Source organism: Williamsia muralis, assembly GCF_051487485.1.
Classification (GTDB): Bacteria; Actinomycetota; Actinomycetes; order Mycobacteriales; family Mycobacteriaceae; genus Williamsia; species Williamsia muralis_B.
Genome location: NZ_JAHVCV010000003.1, coordinates 267497 through 286068 on the forward strand (window position 1 = coordinate 267497; position 18572 = coordinate 286068).

Annotated in this window: 16 protein-coding genes; 9 read left to right on the top strand and 7 right to left on the bottom strand. The window is 64.8% G+C overall.

All coding sequences use genetic code 11. The annotated features are described in order from the left end of the window. Position 1: 1 nt before the first annotated feature. Genes KXR83_RS09620 through KXR83_RS09635 form a run of 4 tightly spaced genes read right to left on the bottom strand, consistent with a single transcriptional unit; the run spans position 2 to position 3313 of the window. The gene (locus KXR83_RS09620) at positions 2–868 is read right to left on the bottom strand and encodes an amino acid ABC transporter permease (RefSeq protein ID WP_437424652.1); all 867 of its coding nucleotides are present in this window, start codon (positions 866–868) and stop codon (positions 2–4) included. Further along, on the bottom strand, positions 865–1548 hold the full coding sequence (locus KXR83_RS09625) for an amino acid ABC transporter permease (RefSeq protein ID WP_030163440.1): 684 nt from the start codon (positions 1546–1548) through the stop codon (positions 865–867). Before KXR83_RS09625 ends, KXR83_RS09620 begins: the two co-directional genes overlap by 4 nt. After that, positions 1545–2558: a glutamate ABC transporter substrate-binding protein gene (locus KXR83_RS09630; protein ID WP_437424653.1), complete on the bottom strand. Its 1014-nt coding sequence runs from the start codon at positions 2556–2558 to the stop codon at positions 1545–1547. The genes KXR83_RS09625 and KXR83_RS09630 overlap by 4 nt, the downstream gene beginning before the upstream one ends. Before the next feature lie 26 nt (positions 2559–2584). After that, entirely contained in the window at positions 2585–3313 is a 729-nt protein-coding gene (locus KXR83_RS09635; protein WP_062797874.1) for an amino acid ABC transporter ATP-binding protein, read from the bottom strand. A 214-nt stretch (positions 3314–3527) separates the two neighbouring features. Between KXR83_RS09635 and miaB the strand changes: the two genes are divergently transcribed. Together miaB and KXR83_RS09645 are read left to right on the top strand one after the other, a co-directional pair. After that, positions 3528–5051 (top strand): tRNA (N6-isopentenyl adenosine(37)-C2)-methylthiotransferase MiaB, encoded by a 1524-nt coding sequence (miaB, locus tag KXR83_RS09640; RefSeq protein WP_437424937.1) that lies wholly within the window; start codon positions 3528–3530, stop codon positions 5049–5051. Further along, positions 5051–5686, top strand: coding sequence for an Rv2732c family membrane protein (locus KXR83_RS09645; protein ID WP_437424654.1), 636 nt, complete (start codon positions 5051–5053; stop codon positions 5684–5686). The genes miaB and KXR83_RS09645 overlap by 1 nt, the downstream gene beginning before the upstream one ends. A gap of 42 nt (positions 5687–5728) precedes the next feature. Here KXR83_RS09645 and KXR83_RS09650 read toward each other — a convergent pair whose 3' ends face one another. After that, positions 5729–7105: a DUF349 domain-containing protein gene (locus tag KXR83_RS09650; protein WP_437424655.1), complete on the bottom strand. Its 1377-nt coding sequence runs from the start codon at positions 7103–7105 to the stop codon at positions 5729–5731. Between the two features lie 195 nt (positions 7106–7300). Here KXR83_RS09650 and KXR83_RS09655 point away from each other — a divergent pair, with 195 nt between their 5' ends. The 5 genes from KXR83_RS09655 to KXR83_RS09675 all read left to right on the top strand — a co-directional run bounded on the left by KXR83_RS09655 (position 7301) and on the right by KXR83_RS09675 (position 12551). Then, positions 7301–8011, top strand: a complete 711-nt coding sequence (locus tag KXR83_RS09655) for a hypothetical protein (protein WP_437424656.1) — start codon at positions 7301–7303, stop codon at positions 8009–8011. Then, on the top strand, positions 8008–8919 hold the full coding sequence (miaA, locus tag KXR83_RS09660) for a tRNA (adenosine(37)-N6)-dimethylallyltransferase MiaA (RefSeq protein WP_437424657.1): 912 nt from the start codon (positions 8008–8010) through the stop codon (positions 8917–8919). The genes KXR83_RS09655 and miaA overlap by 4 nt, the downstream gene beginning before the upstream one ends. A gap of 27 nt (positions 8920–8946) precedes the next feature. Further along, on the top strand, positions 8947–9840 hold the full coding sequence (gene dapF / locus KXR83_RS09665) for a diaminopimelate epimerase (RefSeq protein WP_437424658.1): 894 nt from the start codon (positions 8947–8949) through the stop codon (positions 9838–9840). 45 nt (positions 9841–9885) lie between these two features. After that, entirely contained in the window at positions 9886–11322 is a 1437-nt protein-coding gene (gene hflX, locus KXR83_RS09670; RefSeq protein ID WP_437424659.1) for a GTPase HflX, read from the top strand. 86 nt (positions 11323–11408) lie between these two features. Continuing rightward, on the top strand, positions 11409–12551 hold the full coding sequence (locus KXR83_RS09675) for an acyl-CoA dehydrogenase family protein (protein ID WP_437424660.1): 1143 nt from the start codon (positions 11409–11411) through the stop codon (positions 12549–12551). 107 nt (positions 12552–12658) lie between these two features. Here the strand turns inward: KXR83_RS09675 and lexA are convergent, their stop codons facing one another. Continuing rightward, a complete protein-coding gene (gene lexA, locus KXR83_RS09680; RefSeq protein WP_023959664.1) occupies positions 12659–13378 on the bottom strand; it encodes a transcriptional repressor LexA in 720 nt (239 codons plus the stop codon). A 222-nt stretch (positions 13379–13600) separates the two neighbouring features. On the opposite strand from lexA, the gene KXR83_RS09685 reads away from it, so the two are divergent. Continuing rightward, complete coding sequence (locus KXR83_RS09685; protein ID WP_437424661.1) at positions 13601–14125, top strand: LysM peptidoglycan-binding domain-containing protein; 525 nt, start codon at positions 13601–13603, stop codon at positions 14123–14125. Positions 14126–14220: 95 nt separating this feature from the next. Beyond that, positions 14221–14670, top strand: a complete 450-nt coding sequence (nrdR, locus tag KXR83_RS09690; protein WP_023959662.1) for a transcriptional regulator NrdR — start codon at positions 14221–14223, stop codon at positions 14668–14670. 31 nt (positions 14671–14701) lie between these two features. On the opposite strand, the gene hrpA is transcribed toward nrdR, so the two are convergent. Further along, positions 14702–18550: an ATP-dependent RNA helicase HrpA gene (gene hrpA / locus KXR83_RS09695; protein WP_437424662.1), complete on the bottom strand. Its 3849-nt coding sequence runs from the start codon at positions 18548–18550 to the stop codon at positions 14702–14704. Between the last annotated feature and the right edge of the window lie 22 nt (positions 18551–18572).

The window sequence follows — 18572 nt, forward strand, 5'->3', positions numbered from 1 at the left end:
ATCAGATGGCAGCGGCCTGTTCGTCCACTTTCACATCTGCGACCGGTCCACGATTCTTGCCTTCCCTCAATCTCCGCTCGATGACGGTGGCCAATGTAGAGAGCCCGAAGTTCAGCAGGATCATCACGGCGGCGACCACCACGAGGGCCGGCAGATAGTTGCCGTAGAACGATGCCGACTGGATGCCGGACCGGACCACCTCGACATAACCGATCGCGTATCCGAGAGCACTGTCCTTCAGCGCGATGACCATCTGAGAAATCAGCGCAGGCAACATGGCAGTCACCGCCTGCGGGAGCAACACCAGTCGCATCGTCTGTGATTTGCGTAGGCCGAGCGAGTTCGCCGCCTCGAGCTGGCCACTCGGTAGCGACGTGATGCCTGCCCGCAGGATCTCTGCGATGACCGAGCCGTTGTACAGAGTCAGTCCGGTCACCACGGCAGCGAAGGCCAGGTCCTCGGCTGGGAAGACGGCGTATTCGGCAAACAAGTAGTAGGCGAAGATCATCAGGATGAGCACGGGTATGGCCCGGAAGAACTCGACCACCGCTCCGCTGAGTCCGCGAATCGCGCGGTGATCGGACAGCCGGCCGATACCGAGAACCGCGCCGAGCAGCAGAGCCAACACGATCGACAGAACCGCGGCGGAGAGTGTTCCCCACAAACCGGGCAGCAGGTAGGTGGTCCACGTGTCCGGTTCCAGGAATGGCTTCCACTTCTCGCTGGTGAGCTGCCCGTTGCCGGCCAGTGCCACGATCACGTAGATCGCGATTGCGAGCAGCACCACCGCGAATCCGACAGCGATGACCTGATTGCGACGCCGTCCCCTGGGCCCCGGAGCGTCGTAGAGAACTGTTGCACTGCTCATCGCTTGACCGCCAGACGCTTTGCGAGGAAACCGAAGACATATCCCTCGGTGAGGGTGATCACCATGAACCCGATGGCGATGATGACGAAGATCCCCACCACCTGATCGGCGTGGTTCTCGATCTGTTCTTTCATCAGCAACGAGGCCTCTGCCACGCCGATCGCCGAAGCAATCGTGGTGTTCTTGGTCAACGCGATCAGCACGCTGCCCATCGGACCGATCACCGATCTGACCGCCTGGGGGAGCACGATGATCCCGAACACCTTGCTGAACGGCAGGCCGAGCGAGCGAGCCGCTTCGGCCTGTCCGAGTGGCACGGTGTTGAACCCCGACCGCAGCGTCTCGCACACGAACGTGGACGTGTACAGCACAAAGGCCAGGACGGCGAGCCAGAAGTTGTTGTTGGTGATGAACTCGTCGTTCTCCTGCGCCAGCTTCAGCCCGAGGTTCTGGTAGAGGCCGACCGAGGCGAAGATCACGATGAGGGTCAGCGGAGTGTTCCGGACGATGTTGACGTACCAGGTCCCGAACACACGCATGACGGGGACTGGAGAGACCCGCATGCCGGCAAGAACGGTACCCCAGATGAGAGATCCGATGGCGGAGTAGAAGGTGAGCTTGAGCGTGACCCAGTAGGCAGGCCACAGCTGAGGTCCGATGTCGGACCAGAGTTCACTCATGACAGCCCCGCCGGGCACGGGTCGGATGTCGACTCGAGGAAGTCCAGATCGTCTGGCACGGGGGTGAACTGATATTTGGAATCGGGACCCTGCGCCCGCTCGATCATCGAATCGACTTCGCTGTCGCCGATTTCGTCACGCAACGCGATCTCCCAGGCCGACTCGCCGCCGTCGGCAGGCTTTGCCAGCATCGACTCGAGAGCCTCGTTCACCGCCGTCACGGATTCGGGATAGTCCTTGGGCATCCCGATGCCGTATCGCTCGGTCGAGAACGGTGTGCCGGCCTTCTTGAGCGATTTCTTCCCGCTCGAGGTCACGCACGCGTCCTTGGGGTACGTCATGTCGACGATCTTGAATTCATCGGGGAAGAAGTCGGAGAACCCGGCAAGGATGGCCTCGTCGGTGGTGAGGGCGTCCACCTTGTTGCGGCGCAGAGCTTCCACACAGGACGAGTACGAGTCGTATTCCTGCAGCTGGATTTTCGGCAACTGGTTCTTCACGTTCTGGGCGGAGGTGGAGCCTGTCACCGAACACAGCTTCTTGCCTTTGTTCAGATCCGTGAGCGTGGTGATGCTGTCGTCATCCTCGCGGACCAGCAGCCCCTGGTAGTTGATCAGATAAGGACCGGCGAAACTCACCTTCTTCGAGCGGGCTGCATTGATCGAGTAGGTGGCGGCGATCATGTCGACCTCACCGTTGTCGATGAGCGTCTCGCGTTGCGCCGATGGGGTTTCCCGCCATGTGATCTTCGGCTTCTTCCACCCGTTGTTCTGCGCGATGGTGTTGACCACGTACTCGGACACCGCGACATCGAATCCGGTGAACGACTTGTCGGGGTGTCGCAGACCCAGGCCGGGCTGATCGAACTTGGTGCCGAGGATGACCGAGCCGCTCTCGATCGATTCCATCAGGTTGCGCGGGCTCGTGTTACCGCATGCGGTGAGTGCTGTGCAGAGCACCACGATGGCCAGGGCCGGTAGCAGGATCCAGTGTTTCGAGTTCTCACGCATGGTGCGCTTCCCCGTTGCCGCCGTCTTCAATGGCCGAGGATCTTGCCGAGGAAGTCCCGGGCGCGCCCGGACTCGGGCCGGGTGAAGAACGACTCGGGATCGGTGTCCTCCACGATGGCGCCATCGGCCATGAAGACCACTCGGTCGGCTGCCTTGCGGGCAAACCCCATCTCGTGGGTGACAACCAGCATCGTCATGCCCTCTTTCGCGAGTGAGACCATCACGTCGAGGACTTCGTTGACCATTTCCGGGTCCAGAGCGGATGTCGGCTCGTCGAACAGCATGACCTTGGGGTCCATCGCCAGTGATCGTGCGATGGCAACGCGTTGCTGCTGCCCGCCGGAGAGTTGCGCCGGGTACTTGTCCTTCTGGCTTGCGATGCCGACTCGCTCCAGCAATTCCATCCCGCGCTTGTTCGCCGCAGCCTTGTCCTTGCCACGCACCTTGATCGGTGCCAGCGTCACATTGTCGAGAATTGTCTTGTGCGCGAACAGGTTGAACGACTGGAAGACCATTCCGACGTCGGCGCGCAGGGCGGCGAGCGCCTTGCCTTCGGCGGGCAGCAACTTCCCGTCGATACGAATCTCGCCGCTGTCGATCGGCTCGAGCCGGTTGATCGTGCGGCACAGGGTGGACTTGCCCGATCCCGACGGACCGAGGATGACCACGACCTGGCCGGCGGGCACCTCGAGGTCGATGTCCTTGAGCACGTGGAGGTCGCCGAAGTGCTTCTGCACGTCGCGCAGAGCGATCATCGGTGGGGCGGTCTGTGTGGCGGCCGGCCCGTCGGGATGAGGCGCGGACGAGCCCGCTCGAGGTGCTGTCATAACTGTCGACCTTAAGGTGCCCGTGTCGGCGAGCAGCGGGGGACCGGGAACATAGCGGGCGGGAGGGGTGGATCGCCGCAGCTCAGCCGCCAATTTCACCAGGTCTGATGGGCCAAGTACCCTGGTAGGAGTGACAATCTCGATGACGGATCCGCAGACCGGGCACCCCGACACCATGGGGCGCTCCTACCAGGTCCGCACCTACGGCTGTCAGATGAATGTCCACGACTCCGAGCGTATTTCCGGGCTCCTCGAAGAGGCCGGTTATGTCCGCGCATCCGACGATGGTGATGCCGACCTGGTGGTCTTCAACACCTGCGCCGTCCGGGAGAACGCCGACAACAAGCTGTACGGCAACCTCTCGCACCTGGCACCGGTCAAGGCGAGTCGTCCCGGAATGCAGATCGCTGTCGGCGGCTGTCTTGCCCAAAAGGATCGCGGCACCGTCCTCGAGAAGGCCCCGTGGGTCGACGTCGTGTTCGGAACACACAACCTCGGATCCCTGCCCGTGCTGCTCGAACGCGCTCGCCACAATGCGCAGGCCCAGGTCGAGATCATCGATGCACTGGAAGCCTTTCCGTCCACCTTGCCTGCCAAACGCGAGTCCGCGTATTCGGGGTGGGTGTCGATCTCGGTCGGGTGCAACAACACATGCACGTTCTGCATCGTTCCGGCTCTTCGCGGCAAGGAGGTCGACCGCCGGCCAGGAGACGTCCTCGCCGAGGTGCAGGCGCTGGTGAACGAAGGGGTCGTCGAGGTCACCTTGCTCGGCCAGAACGTGAACGCCTACGGGATGTCGTTCGCCGATCCGGGTCTGGGACGCGATCGGGGAGCATTCGCCGCGTTGCTGCGTGCCTGCGGTGACATCGAGGGTCTCGAACGTGTGCGGTTCACGTCGCCGCACCCCGCCGAGTTCACCGACGACGTGATCGAGGCGATGGCGCAGACCCCGAATGTCTGTCCCCAACTGCACATGCCGTTGCAATCGGGTTCCGACCGGATCCTCAAGGCGATGCGCCGCAGCTACCGCAGCACCAAGTTCCTGGGGATCATCGAGCGGGTGCGGGCGGCGATGCCGCACGCGTCCATCACCACCGACATCATCGTCGGATTCCCCGGTGAGACCGAAGAGGATTTCCAGGCGACCCTCGACGTGGTCGCAGCGGCCAGATTCACCAGTGCGTACACCTTTCAGTATTCGCAGAGGCCGGGGACACCCGCGGCCGACATGGCCGACCAGGTACCCAAGCATGTGGTGAGCGAGCGCTATATGCGGCTGACCGACCTGCAGGACCGGATCTGCCTGGAGGAGAACCAGAAGCTCATCGGGGCGCCGGTAGAGGTCCTGGTGACCGCCGACGGCCGGAAAGATCAGGGCCGGATGACCGGCCGTGCGCGCGACGGCCGGCTCGTCCACTTCGTTACCGAGGGCAACGCCATCCGTCCGGGGGATCTGGTGGACACGGTCGTGACCGGCGCGGCACCGCACTATCTGCTGGCCGATGACGGTATCCGCGGCCATCGGCGTACCCGGGCCGGCGACGCGCACGCGGCCGGTACCACCCCCCAAACCCCGCCGATCGGAGTCGGACTCGGTCTGCCGCCGATCGGGAAGCCTGTCGAAGCGCCGGTTGAATCTGCCTGTGGCGCAGGATGCGAGCTCTGATGACCGAGAAGAACAACGGACCGGACCCAGCGGGTTTTGATCAGTTCAAAGGCGATCTGCGCAAGGCCGAACGCAAGGTCGCCGGCGAGATCGATCCCGGGGCCCGCGCCGTGGTGGTGGCGGTTGCGGTGCTGGTCGCGATCCTGTCGTTCGTCCTGCCCCACACCGGGTCCGTGACCGGTATCGACGTGATCACGTTCAGCTCGGACGCCGCGGCCGAGCGGGTGACCATCACCTCTCGCGTGTTCGTGATCCTGCAGCTGGTCTTCGGTATCGGTTTCTCGGCGCTCGCACTGCTCACGCGCCGATGGGTGTTCGCCTGGATCGCCCTGTGCGGCAGTGCGGTGTCCTGTTTTGCGGGTCTACTGGCGTGGTGGTCGCGCAACACTCCGGGAGTGTCCGGAGAGGAGCCGCCCAGCGGCGTCGGCATCGGCTTGATCATCGGGTGGCTGGCGATGTTCGTCATCACCTTCCACTGGTCGCGGGTGGTGTGGGCCCGTACCAACTACCAGTTGGCACTCGAGGCGCAGCGTCGCGAAGAGGCCGCGGCCGAGGAACAGCGGGCGCTCGCGCTCCAGCGGCGCACATCCGAACGTCGGCGTGACAGCCGTCGCTCAGAGGGCGACGACCTCTAGCAAGCCCCGGCACCCGGCATCCGTGAGGATGCCAGGTCGACGTCAGTCCCCGATGGCGCCTTCGGCCGCACGCGCCCATTCGCGCCACTGTTCGGCCTGTTCGCGTAGCTTGCGCGCATCCTTGCTCTTGCCGTTGGCTTCCGCCTTGGCAGCCTGGTCCTCGAGCTGGGCCACGCGGTCGGCGAATTGCTGTGCGCGCGCCTTCACCGCGGGATCGGTGCGCTGCCACTGAGCGGACTCGGCGTCGCGAATCCGCTTCTCCACCGCCTTGATCCGAGCCTCGAGAGAGTGCATCTGTTCGCGCGGGACCTTGCCGATCTCGTCCCACTGGTCCCGGATGGTGCGGAACTCGCGACGAGCCGCCTCGAGGTCCGCTTGCGGATCGATGGACTTCTCGGCCCGCGCAAGTAGTTCGAGCTTTGCCTTCGCATTGGTCTCGAACTCGGCATCGCGTTGTGACGACGCGGCGTTGCGGGCGCTGAAGAAGACATCCTGAGCGGCCTTGAACCGCGCCCACAGTGCGTCGTCCTGGTCGCGTGGCGCGCGCCCGGCGGCCTTCCACTGGGTCAGCAGGTCGCGGAACTTCGCTGCGGTGTCAGCCCATTCGGTCGACGATGACAGGGCCTCGGCTTCGACGATCAGCTCTTCCTTGCGCGAGCGGGCGCCGGCGCGTTCGCGGTCCATCTCGGCGAAATGTGCGCCGCGACGGCGGTTGAAGGTGTCACGGGCCTTGGAGTAGCGCTTCCACAACTGGTCGTCGGTCTTGCGATCGACGCCCTTGATGGTCTTCCACTCTTCGAGGATGACCCGCATGCGGTCGCCGGCGACTTTCCACTGGGTCGACTCCGAGCCGATCTGCTCTGCTTCGGCGGCGAGCTCTTCTTTGCGGGCGACGGCCTTTGCTCGGGCTTCGTCCCGGTCGTGTTTGACCTTCTCGGCGGCGCCGTCCGCGCCGTCGATGATCAGCTTCAGTCGCGATGCGACGGCATCGACATCTCCGATGACCGCTGCCGTGGGCAACGTGTCGAGCAGTCCGGCCGCTGCGGTCTTGGTCTTGCGGGGATCACCGGTACCGGCCTCAAGGCGTTCCTCGAGCAACTCGACCTCGACCACGAGGTCGTCGAATCGCCGACCGAAGTGCGCCAGACCTTCGGCGGCGGTGCCCGCCTGCCACGAGGCGATCTGGTGTTCGCCCTCGGAGGTTTTGAGCCACACGGCGCCGTCATCGTCGATACGTCCGAACTTCGAGGGATCCGATGCGGGACGTATCACCTCCGCAGGTGCCGGGTGGACCTTGGCCGGGGGGTGCTGACCGGGGCGCGGGCCCGGTCGCGGGCCGGGCCGGGGACCAGGCTTGGGTCCCGGGGCGGGCGCCGGTGTCTCTGGTGCGGCCGGTGCGGGCGTGTGCTGCTCGGTCATCTCAGTACCTAGTTCCTGCCGCGCGACACGGCTGCCAGTTGCGTTTGTCTACCGGCGGTGAACGGTCTTCACACCCGGGTGGCGGCGCACCGCCTCTATCATTGAAGCAGGTCACCGGCTTGTGTGTGGACACTCGTGGACAATCGGCCGGTCGGGCGCATTCTGGGTTCACGCGCGTCGGCTAGCGTGGCGCAGGTGTTGGTTGCCGCTGCATTTGTCCCGGGCGCGCCGGTATTGGTGCCAGAACTGTCCGGGCCGGCGCTCTCGGAAGTCGCGCCTGTGCGGGCCGCGGCATTCGACGTCTGTGGACAACTCGCCGAAATGTGCAGTCGCTGGGTACTTGTCGGTGCCGGAGACCCTCGACGTGAGATGTCCGCGCGGGGAACCCTGGCGGGTTTCGGTGTCGATGTGGCCGTGGAATTGGTCCCGGAATCTGACGAGCCCACTGATCCCGGTATGCCCACAACCATGTTGATCGGGGGATGGCTCCGGACCCGGACGGCTCCACATGTTGAGCTCACGGTGGAGGTCGTCGACCCGGCTGCGCCGGCGCAGTCGTGCCTACGGCAGGGTTCCGAACTGCGATCGCGGCTCGCGTCGACCCCGGAGCCTGTGGGTCTGCTCGTGGTGGCCGACGGCGCGACAACCATCACCGAGAAGTCGCCCGGTGGGCAGAAGCTCGGTGCGGTCGAGTTCCAGGACATGATCGACGGCGCGATTGCAGCGGCCGACCACAACACGATCTCGGGGCTCGACGAAACGCGGTGTACCGAGTTCGGCGTCGAGGGCAGGGCAGCGTGGCAGTTGGCATCCGGAGCTTTTGCCGGACCATCTCTGGCGTCCGAGGTCCGCTACGCGGGGGCGCCGTTCGGTGTGGGGTACACGGTGGCCTGGTGGAACACGTGAGCGCTGGGACGAAGCCCATTGCGGTGATCGGGCCCACGGCCAGTGGCAAGTCCGACCTCGCGCTCGATCTGGCGGTCGAGCTGGGCGGGGACATCGTGAACGTCGACGCGATGCAGCAGTACCGGGGGATGGACATCGGTACGGCCAAGGTTCCGGTGCACGAGCGTCGCGGGATCACTCATCATCAGATCGATGTCCTCGACGTCACCGAGACGGCGACCGTCGCTCGCTATCAGCAGGCCGCCCGCGAGGACATCGAGCGTCTCCTGGCGCAGGGGCAGACGCCGGTGGTGGTGGGTGGATCGATGATGTACATCCAGGCACTCCTCGACGACTGGAACTTCCCGGCCACTGACCCGGCCGTCCGACGGCGCCATGAAGACGAACTGGAGCGAATCGGGACACGGGCGATGCATGACCGGCTGGCGCAGGTGGATCCTGAAGCCGCCCGGCAGATCCTGGACACCGACGGTCGCCGGATCGTCAGGGCGTTGGAAGTGGTGGAGCTGACGGGCCAGCCCTTCGCTGCGTCCGCGCCGACGATCGGTGCCCCCAGGTGGGACACGACGGTGATCGCGCTCGATCGCGACACCGCAGAGCTCGACGAGCGAATCGAGCGACGCACGAGTGAGATGTTCGGTTCGGGTTTTGTCGAGGAGGTGGAGACACTGCTGTCGGCCGGCCTCCGGGACGGTGTCACCGCTGCTCGCGCCATCGGATACGCACAGGTGATGGCGGCCATCGACGGTGAATACGACGTGGCCCGCGCGCAGGAGCTGACCTTCATCGGTACGCGGCGTTACGTACGCAGGCAACGGTCGTGGTTTCGCCGTGACCCTCGCATCCACTGGCTCGACGCGTCGTCGCCGGACCTCACTGGTCAGGCGCTGCGCGCGGCAGGCAGATGAGGAGGTCGGGCGCGTATCGTTGACAGAATGTTCGCACGCGTCGACTTCGTCAAAGGGCACGGCACACAGAACGATTTTGTGCTGTTGCCCGACCCCGGCGTGCAGTTGGACCTCACCCCGGAGTTCGTGTCGGCGCTGTGTGATCGTCACCGTGGCATCGGGGCGGACGGGGTTCTCCGGGTCGCCCAAGCCGGGGCACTTCGCGACGCGGGCGTGCTCACAGCGCTCGGCGCCGGCATAGCCGACGACGATTGGTTCATGGACTACCGCAATGGCGACGGCTCGATCGCGGAGATGTGCGGCAACGGTGTCCGGGTGTTCGCGCATTTCCTTGCCGCGCACGAGCTCGTGTCCGAACGCTCCTTCACCGTCGGGTCGCGCGCAGGTGCGCGACCGGTGACGGTGCACGCTGTGACGGGTTCGTCGGCCGATGTCACCGTGAGCATGGGTCCCGCGCGTCTCGGCGTCGACAGCAAAGCCCAGATCGACGGCCGGCGGTACGCCGGGGTGTCGGTGGATGTCGGCAATCCCCATCTGGCGTGCGTGGTCGACGAGTTGACGCCGGAGGATCTGGCGGACATCGATCTGTGCGGGTCGATCACGTTCGACAAAGCAGTCTTTCCCGATGGTGTGAACATCGAGCTGATCACCGCGCCGTCGTCCGCAGGCGCTGCCGAGGCCGTGGACGCCGAGATCACGATGCGGGTCCATGAACGCGGAGTCGGCGAAACCCGCAGCTGCGGTACCGGAGTCGTCGCCGCCGGCGCCGCTGCCCTGCGGTTCATGGGAAGGTCCGAGGGGACGGTACTCGTCAACGTTCCCGGGGGTCAGATCACGGTGACAGTCGATGACGAGAACACAACGCTGCGCGGCCCGTCGGTACTCGTCGGCGCCGGAGTGCTCAACGAGGGATGGCTCTAAAATCGGTATGCACCACACCTATCCGAGTGTCACCATGGTGATCTCATGACGGAAACCAACAAAGCCGGCAACGATCAGCGCGATGCGCCGACGATCGGCGAACTCCAGCTCGACGAACGCAGTTCGCTGCAACGCGTCGCCGGTTTGTCCACAGAGCTCACCGACGTCACCGAGGTCGAGTACCGCCAGCTGCGACTCGAACGGGTTGTCCTGGTGGGGGTCTGGACGCAGGGCAGCACCACGGCGCAGGCCAATTCGAGTCTCGCCGAGCTCAAGGCCCTAGCCGAGACGGCAGGGTCGGAAGTTCTCGAAGGTCTCATCCAGCGCCGTGAAAAGCCCGACCCGGCAACCTATATCGGGTCCGGTAAAGCTCACGAGCTGCGTGAGATCGTCTTGGCCACCGGCGCCGACACCGTCATCTGCGATGGCGAGCTGACCCCCGCTCAGCTGACCGCTCTGGAAAAAGTGGTCAAGGTCAAGGTGGTCGATCGAACGGCGCTGATCCTCGACATCTTCGCCCAGCACGCGACGTCGAGAGAGGGCAAGGCGCAGGTCGCGCTGGCCCAGATGGAGTACATGCTCCCGCGGCTTCGCGGCTGGGGTGAATCCATGTCCCGGCAGGCAGGTGGTCGCGCCGGCAGCAATGGCGGCGTGGGACTGCGCGGACCCGGTGAGACGAAGATCGAGACCGACCGTCGACGGATCCGCGAACGCACAGCCAAACTGCGGCGCGAGATCCGCGAGATGAAAACGTCACGAACCACCAAGCGCGCCAAGCGAAAGCAGGCTGCCGCGTCAGCGGTGACCATCGTCGGGTACACCAACGCCGGCAAATCGAGTTTGATCAACGCGTTGACCGGCTCTGGCGTGCTCGTCCAGAACGCCTTGTTCGCAACCCTCGATCCGACAACCCGTCAGATGTCGCTCGAGGATGGCCGTGAACTGGTCATCACCGACACCGTCGGATTCGTCCGGCATCTGCCCACCCAGCTGGTCGAGGCCTTCCGTTCGACCCTCGAGGAGGTTGCCGACGCCGATCTGCTCCTGCACATCGTCGATGGTTCGGACCCGGTTCCGACCGACCAGATCATGGCGGTGCGGAAGGTGATCGAATCCGTGCTCGAGGAGGAGAAGGCGACAGCTCCGCCGGAACTGCTCGTGATCAACAAGATCGATGCCGCCGACCCGCTGGTACTGGCGCAGCTCAAAGGGTTGTTCCCGGCAGCCGTGTTCATCTCGGCGGCCACCGGCGAGGGCATCGACATACTCCTCGATCGCATCCGCGAGTCGGTGGCCAGGAATGACGTGCACGTCAGCGTCCGGGTGCCGTATGAGCGTGGCGATCTCGTGTCTCGGATCCATGCCGAGGGTGACGTGTTGACCGAACGTCACGAGCCCGACGGGACCGCGATCACGGCCACGGTGCCTGCCGCGCTGTCGCGCCAGCTGGCATCTCTGGCCATTCCCGAGTCGAGCGAATAGCGGCCTGAACTGCAGCTTTGGGCCAGATGTAGAATCCGGTTACAGTTGGATATCCAACCAATGCCACCTGTAATGGAGACCTGACGATGGAACGCACCCTTTTCGAGCCCGAGCACCTTCTCTTCCGCGATTCGTACCGGAGCTTCCTCGAGCAGCACGTGGCGCCGAACCACGAACGTTGGGAAGAGCAGAACCTGGTGGATCGGGATGTCTGGGTCGAAGCAGGCAAGAACGGATTCCTTGCGGTGGAGGCGCCCGAGGAGTTCGGCGGCGGGGGAGTCGACGACTTCCGTTACAACACCATCATCGACGAAGAGACCGTCCGCGGCGGCTACAGCGGTATCGGCTTCGCGCTGCACAACGACGTGGTGGCGCCGTACCTGCTCGACCTCTGCAACGACGAGCAGAAGGCACGCTGGCTGCCCGGCTTCGTCTCCGGTGAGCTGATCACCGCCATCGCGATGACCGAGCCCGGCACCGGTTCCGATCTTCAGGGCATCAAGACCAACGCCAAGAAGGACGGCGACAACTGGGTGCTGAACGGGTCCAAGACGTTCATCACCAACGGCATCAACGCCGACCTCGTCATCGTGGTGGCCCGCACCGACCCCGAGGCCGGCGCGAAGGGGTTCAGCCTGCTGGTGGTCGAGCGCGGTATGGAGGGATTCGAACGCGGCCGCAACCTCGACAAGGTCGGGATGAAGGCGCAGGACACCGCCGAGCTGAGCTTCGACAGCGTCAAGGTGCCCGCCGAGAACCTGCTGGGCGAGGAGGGCATGGGCTTCATCTACCTGATGCAGAACCTCCCGCGGGAACGCCTGTCGATCGCTGTTGTGGCGGCCGGCGCCATGGAGTCGGTCCTCGAGACGACAATCCAGTACACCAAGGACCGCAAGGCATTTGGCCGACCGATCGGAAGCTTCCAGAACTCGCGGTTCCTGCTGGCCGAACTGGCGACGTCCACCGCGACCACCCGTGTTTTCGTCGATCGGTGTATCGAGCTGCTGAACGAGAAAAAGCTCACCGTTCCGGACGCGGCGATGGCGAAGTACTACGCCACCGAGAACCAGGTCCACCTGATCGATCGCTGCCTGCAGCTGCACGGCGGCTACGGCTACATGCGTGAGTACTCGGTGGCCAAGGCCTTCCTCGATTCACGCGTTCAGACCATCTACGGCGGCACCACCGAGATCATGAAGGAAGTCATCGGCCGAAGCCTCGGCGTCTGAGTACGAGTCACAGAACTACGCGAAGTGGGGTGCACCGAAAGGTGCACCCCACTCGTGTCTGCGTAGTCCCCGCGGCTGTCCGGTCACCGAGGATGTTGCCGGACGCCTCAGAGGCGCCGCATCACCGTGACAACTTTGCCCAGCACAACGGCGTTGTCGCCGGGGATGGGGTCGAACACAGGGTTGTGCGGCATCAGCCACACCGCGTCCTTGGTGCGTTTGAACGTCTTGACGGTCGCTTCCCCGTCGATCATGGCCGCAACGATGTCGCCGTTGTCTGCGACATTCTGCTGCCGGACGACCACCCAGTCGCCGTCACAGATGGCGGCATCGATCATCGACTCGCCGACCACCCGCAGGAGGAACAAAGATCCTTCCCCGACAAGCTCTTTCGGTAGGGGGAACACGTCTTCGACGGCTTCTTCGGCCAAGATCGGCCCACCGGCCGCGATACGGCCCAGGACCGGAACGAACGTGGGCGTCGGCAGGGATTCGTCGGGTACCTGGACCTGGCCGGCAGCCGTGGCCGGATTGAGGTCGGTGTCCTGGATGTTGACCGCCCGGGGACGGTTGTTCTCGCGCTGGAGGAATCCTTTGCGCTCGAGGGTTCGGAGCTGATGAGCGACCGACGACGTGGAGGTGAGGCCGACGGCATCACCGATCTCGCGGATGGACGGGGGATAACCGCGTTCGCGGACCGACGCCCGGATCACCTCCAGTACGGCTTTCTGGCGCGGGGTCAGCGACCCCTCGGCCAGCGGTTCGGAAGTGACCACCGTCGCGGCCGCCGCGTCCGGCGGCGTCCGGGTGTCTGTCGTATCGGCCATCAGGTCCTCCAGTTCGTACGGTGTCCGGCCAAGGTGTCGTAGCTGTCGAGAGAAGAAAACGCACACGTTGTTCGTTGGATTATGGGGATCACGCTAATGCAATCTGTCACAACTCTCAAACATTTGTTCGATTGGGCGTGGCGTGTGTCGGACCCCCGTGATACAACTCGAACATTCGTTCAATCGAACGAGTGATCGAACTGTTGACCCGAGGATCGAACAATGACTGCAGCCACCACCATCAGCCGCCCGGCCGCTGAGCGGCCCCGTCGCCGCCTCGCCCGAGTCGGTGGGCCCGTCGCCTCCGATAAGTACACCCGCACGGCGCGAGCGCGTGTCGACAGTACTCGCCGGCCGGCCGACCGCAGGCTCGCCGCAGACCGCCGTGTTGTGGTGGGCTGCTCCGAACCGGGCAGTTCCGCACCGTCGGCTGCCGTCGTCGAGCGCGATGTGTATTTCCGCCGACGTGCCTGGGCCGGGGCCGCCGTGGTCGGAATCGGCCTGATGATGCTCGTGTTGTTCCTCATGTTCTTCGGCCGGGTTGTCGAGAGCGGTGCCGCTCCGGCGAACACCGGAACGGCGGTCGTCCATGTGCAGTCGGGAGAATCGTTGGGCGACATCGCCTCTCGAATCGCACCCGAGATGCCGACCGAAGCGGTGGTGGAGAAGATCATGGACCTCAACGCGATGAGCAATTCAGCGTTGTCGCCGGGGCAATCCCTGGTGACGCCGATCTACGCGCGGTAGTTGCAGTGCTCGGGCAAGCAATCGGCCGGGCGGTATCCTCTACAACAGAGTGTCCGGTCATTCCGACGGGGCCGCCGACGTCCGAGGAACCCTGCATGCACTGCCCGTTTTGCAAGAACGAGGACACGCGGGTCGTCGACTCACGGGTGGCCGACGAGGGCCAGGCGATTCGTCGTCGGCGGGCCTGCTCGCAATGCGGACGGCGGTTCACCACGGTGGAGAGCGCAGTCCTTGCGGTCGTCAAACGCAACGGTGTCACCGAACCTTTCAGTCGCGAGAAGGTGATGAGGGGCGTGAGGCGGGCCTGCCAGGGCCGCGCGGTAGACGATGACCGTCTGCACCTGCTCGCGCAGCAGGTCGAAGAGGCTGTCCGCGCCTCAGGATCGGCCGAAGTTCCCAGCAACGAAGTGGGCCTGGCAATCCTGGGCCCATTGCGGGATCTCGATGAGGTCGCTTACCTTCGCTTTGCGTCGGTGTATCGCTCGTTCGACTCAGTCGAAGACTTCCAGAAAGAGATCGACGATCTGCGAGCCGCCAAACCCTGACCGGTTTCGTCTGGCATGTAGTGCCGCCGAATCAGCGCAGTTCCCGGATGGCCTTGATCGCCCGTTTCTCCGACACGGGGTACGCAGTACGCAGGTGCTGTGCAAACAATCCGACTCTCAGTTCTTCGACGATCCATCCAGCTTGCTCGTTGACTGCGTCCCGCCGACCAGGCGGAACGTGTCGCAGGTGATCAGTCCACGCCGACACCACCCGGTCGATGGCAGCCATCGACTGGGCATCGCGAGCGGCCCCTGCCGGGAGCTGTTCGAGCCTCGACCGCGCGGCATCGAGGTACCGAGGTATCTCCGCGAGGTGTTCGTCGCGTGTCGCGGAGACAAATCCGTCGAACAACAGCTCGTCCAGCTGGTCCCGCACGTCGTCGGCGGCGATTGATCTGCCGGCCGCAGTGATCGCCGTGCGAAGGGGCGCCACGCGGGTCAGGATCGTTGCCACCCTGCGTAGCTTGTCCGTTGCCCTCTCGGTCGCCTGGCGGGCCACATTCTCGCGAAGAGTCGCGAAACCGCCTGGCGTCCAGACATTCGGCGGGTTGGGTACAAGGTCCACCACGGCAGCCCGCACGCAATCGGCCAGAAGAGCAGCGGTGTCCGGGTAGGGGCTCAGACTGAGGGCGAGTCGCTCGGCGGTGCTCAGTGTCGAGGTCACCGTCGGTCGTAGCGGCGGAACGCTGGAGACGATCATCTCGACAACAGCGTCGTACATGTTCGCAGCCTGCTCGGCCTGGGTGGGCACGGCGACCACCGTGAAACCACCGCCTCGGCGGGTCAATGCGGGATAGCTTGTGATGTCTTGCCCGGCAACAGAACTGCGCAATGTGCGGCTGATGTCTCCGAAGGTGTCCGCGGTCCACGTGGTGGCCACAGGTCGGGATGCGGTGCCGGCTTCACTCTCCAGAGCCGCGCGAGATCTACCGGCCAGTCGATCCTGCAGTTCGCGCAGCGACTTGGAACGTCCGAGAACTTCGCCGTCGGTGGTGACCGCGGTGAAGGTCATCCGCAGGTGGTCGGGGAGTGCGGCCAGTCGTAGATCTGATGCTGCGACGTCAACACCTGTGCGCACACGGATCTCGGCGGCCACCGCCTCTGTGAGAGGCTTGCTCCGCGGTGTAACCGACTCCAGTATTTGCGCGGCCAGGTCGGGGGCCGGTCCCACTTGCCGCCGTAGGGATTTCGGCAGGGTGCGGATAAGCTCGGTGATCAGCTCCGAGCGCATGCCGGGGACCAGCCAGTCGAATCCAGAGGGCCGGGCACGCACGAGCAGCGACAACGGGATGAGCACACTCACGCCGTCGTCGACGGTGCCGGGCTCGAACCGGTATCGCAAGGCATAACTCGTGTCTCCCTGACGCCAGTGGTCGGGAAACCCGGCCGGGTCGGTGGCGGCGGTGTCGGCCACGAGGTCGGCGGGATCCAGATCCAGCAAGGTGGGGTCAGCTTTGCGTGCGGTCTTCCACCACGTGTCGAAGTGTCTGCCCGACACCACTTCTCCGCCGATGTGACGGTCGTAGAAGGCGAAGAGCTGGTCGTCGTCGACGATGACGTCGGTGCGCCTCACCCGGTGCACCGACTCCTCGGCGTCCTCGAGTAACGCGCGATTGCGGTGGAAGAACGGGTGTTGTGTGCGCCAGTCGCCTTCCACGAGCGCGTGGCGGATGAACAGCTCGCGGGCAACCGCGGGATCGATCGAGCCGTAGTTCACCCGTCGTTTGGTGACCAGCGGGACGCCGTAGAGGGTGACCCGCTCGTAGGCCATGGCCGCTGAGTGTTTGCCGGACCAGTGAGGCTCGCTGTACTGACGTTTGACGAGGTGTCCGGCCAGGCGCTCGGCCCATTCCGGTTCGATGCGTGCGGCGGTACGCGCCCAGAGCCGAGAGGTCTCCACGATCTCGGCCGCCATCACGAACCGTGGTGGTTTCGATGAGAGATGAGATCCGGGGAAGATCATGAACTTCGTCCCGCGAGCGCCCAGGAACTCCTTGGCGTCTCCCTCGCGCACGCCGATCTGGCTGAGCAGACCGGACAGGATGGATTGATGAATCGATGCCGCCGTCGGTGATTCATGGTCGGGTGCGGTCACCGTCGCGGGAACCGACCACCCGAGGTCCTTGGCGATCCGGACCAGCTGCGCGTGCAGGTCTCGCCATTCGCGGATTCGCAAGCTGTGCAGATACTCTCGACCGCACCGCTTCCGGAACTGGTTCGACGACAACTCCGAGCGGAGTTCGTCCAGGTAGGTCCACAAATTCAGCAGGGTCAGGAACTCCGACCCCGGAGCGGCGAAGCGCGCATGCGAGGCATCGGCTGCCTGGCGGTGCTCGGCCGGTCGCTCGCGTACGTCCGGAATCGACAGTGCGGCCGCCAACACCAGCATCGGGCCGACCACGCCCTGTTTGTCGGCCTCGACCAGCATGCGCGCCAGCCGCGGATCAACAGGTATGCGAGCGAGTGACCGTCCGATCGGGGTGAGTCGGCGTACGGGGTTGTCGGCCGACGCAGGTTCGAGCGCCCCGAGTTCGTCCAGTAGTTGCTGGCCGTCTCGGATCGCCCGCTGATCCGGCGGCTGGACGAACGGGAACCGACCGACGTCACCGAGCCCCAGTGAGGTCATCGTGAGGATCACCGACGCCAGGTTGGTGCGCAGGATCTCGGGCTCGGTGTACTCGGGCCTGCTCTCGAAGTCCTCTTCGCTGTAGAGCCGGATACACACACCTGCGGCCACGCGGCCACACCGCCCCGCCCGCTGCTGTGCGCTGGCCTGCGAAATCGGCTCGATCGGCAGCCGCTGCACCTTGGTGCGCGTGGAGTAGCGCGACATCCGGGCGGTGCCGGCGTCGATGACGTAGTGGATTCCCGGCACGGTCAGCGATGTCTCGGCGACGTTGGTGGACAGGACGATCCGCCGACCTCGGTGGCTGGAGAACACCTTGTGCTGGTCCGCCGCCGATAGCCGGGCGAACAGCGGGACGATCTCGATGCCACGAGACTCAAGGTGCGCAAGCGATTTCGCGGTATCGGTGATCTCGCGTTCGGTGGGCAGGAACACCAGGATGTCGCCCGGGCCGTGAGAGCAGAGCTCGTCGACGGCTGCCCCGATGGCCTGTAGCTGATCGAGGTCGGCTTCGTCCTCGTCGTCGACCACCAGCGGGCGATAGCGGACCTCCACCGGATAGGTCCGGCCGGACACCTCGATGATCGGCACCGGTGCGTCATCGGTCGCAAAATGGTCGGCGAACCGGCCGGGTTCGATGGTCGCCGAGGTGATGATGATCTTCAGGTCGGGGCGGCGTGGCAGCAGTTGCTTGAGGTAGCCGAGGATGAAGTCGATGTTGAGGCTTCGCTCGTGGGCCTCGTCGATGATCAGGGTGTCGTAGTCACGGAGCATCCGGTCTTGGGACAATTCACGCAGCAGTATGCCGTCGGTCATCACCTTGACCAGCGTGTCGTCGCCTGCCTTGTCGGTGAAGCGCACGGAATACCCGATGACACCGCCGAGTTCGGTCCCGATTTCCTCGGCGATCCGTTCGGCAACCGACCGCGCAGCGAGTCGGCGAGGCTGGGTGTGACCGATCTTGCCGGCCAGTCCGCGCCCCAGCTCGAGACAGATCTTGGGTAGCTGTGTGGTCTTACCGGAACCGGTTTCACCGGCTACGACAACAACTTGATGCTCCGAGATCGCCTCGGCGATGGCATCGCGGGCCTCGGACACCGGTAGTTGCGGCGGGTAGCTGATCGTGGGAACGAGCGCGCGTCGGCGCTCGATCACGGCCGGATCCGGCCGGTCGGTGCGAGTGGAGCGGTTGGTCGGACGTCGTCGCCGTTTACGCCGGGCGGCCTGTTCCGGCTGGTTGGACGAAGTCGACATAACTGATCAAGCCTACCTGAGC

Coding starts and splice junctions, on each gene's coding strand:
- KXR83_RS09620 (WP_437424652.1), bottom strand. CDS start 868: ATGAGCAGTGCAACAGTTCTCTACGACGCTCCGGGGCCCAGGGGACGG.
- KXR83_RS09625 (WP_030163440.1), bottom strand. CDS start 1,548: ATGAGTGAACTCTGGTCCGACATCGGACCTCAGCTGTGGCCTGCCTAC.
- KXR83_RS09630 (WP_437424653.1), bottom strand. CDS start 2,558: ATGCGTGAGAACTCGAAACACTGGATCCTGCTACCGGCCCTGGCCATC.
- KXR83_RS09635 (WP_062797874.1), bottom strand. CDS start 3,313: ATGATCGCTCTGCGCGACGTGCAGAAGCACTTCGGCGACCTCCACGTG.
- miaB (WP_437424937.1), top strand. CDS start 3,528: ATGACGGATCCGCAGACCGGGCACCCCGACACCATGGGGCGCTCCTAC.
- KXR83_RS09645 (WP_437424654.1), top strand. CDS start 5,051: ATGACCGAGAAGAACAACGGACCGGACCCAGCGGGTTTTGATCAGTTC.
- KXR83_RS09650 (WP_437424655.1), bottom strand. CDS start 7,105: ATGACCGAGCAGCACACGCCCGCACCGGCCGCACCAGAGACACCGGCG.
- dapF (WP_437424658.1), top strand. CDS start 8,947: ATGTTCGCACGCGTCGACTTCGTCAAAGGGCACGGCACACAGAACGAT.
- hflX (WP_437424659.1), top strand. CDS start 9,886: ATGACGGAAACCAACAAAGCCGGCAACGATCAGCGCGATGCGCCGACG.
- KXR83_RS09675 (WP_437424660.1), top strand. CDS start 11,409: ATGGAACGCACCCTTTTCGAGCCCGAGCACCTTCTCTTCCGCGATTCG.
- lexA (WP_023959664.1), bottom strand. CDS start 13,378: ATGGCCGATACGACAGACACCCGGACGCCGCCGGACGCGGCGGCCGCG.
- KXR83_RS09685 (WP_437424661.1), top strand. CDS start 13,601: ATGACTGCAGCCACCACCATCAGCCGCCCGGCCGCTGAGCGGCCCCGT.
- nrdR (WP_023959662.1), top strand. CDS start 14,221: ATGCACTGCCCGTTTTGCAAGAACGAGGACACGCGGGTCGTCGACTCA.
- hrpA (WP_437424662.1), bottom strand. CDS start 18,550: ATGTCGACTTCGTCCAACCAGCCGGAACAGGCCGCCCGGCGTAAACGG.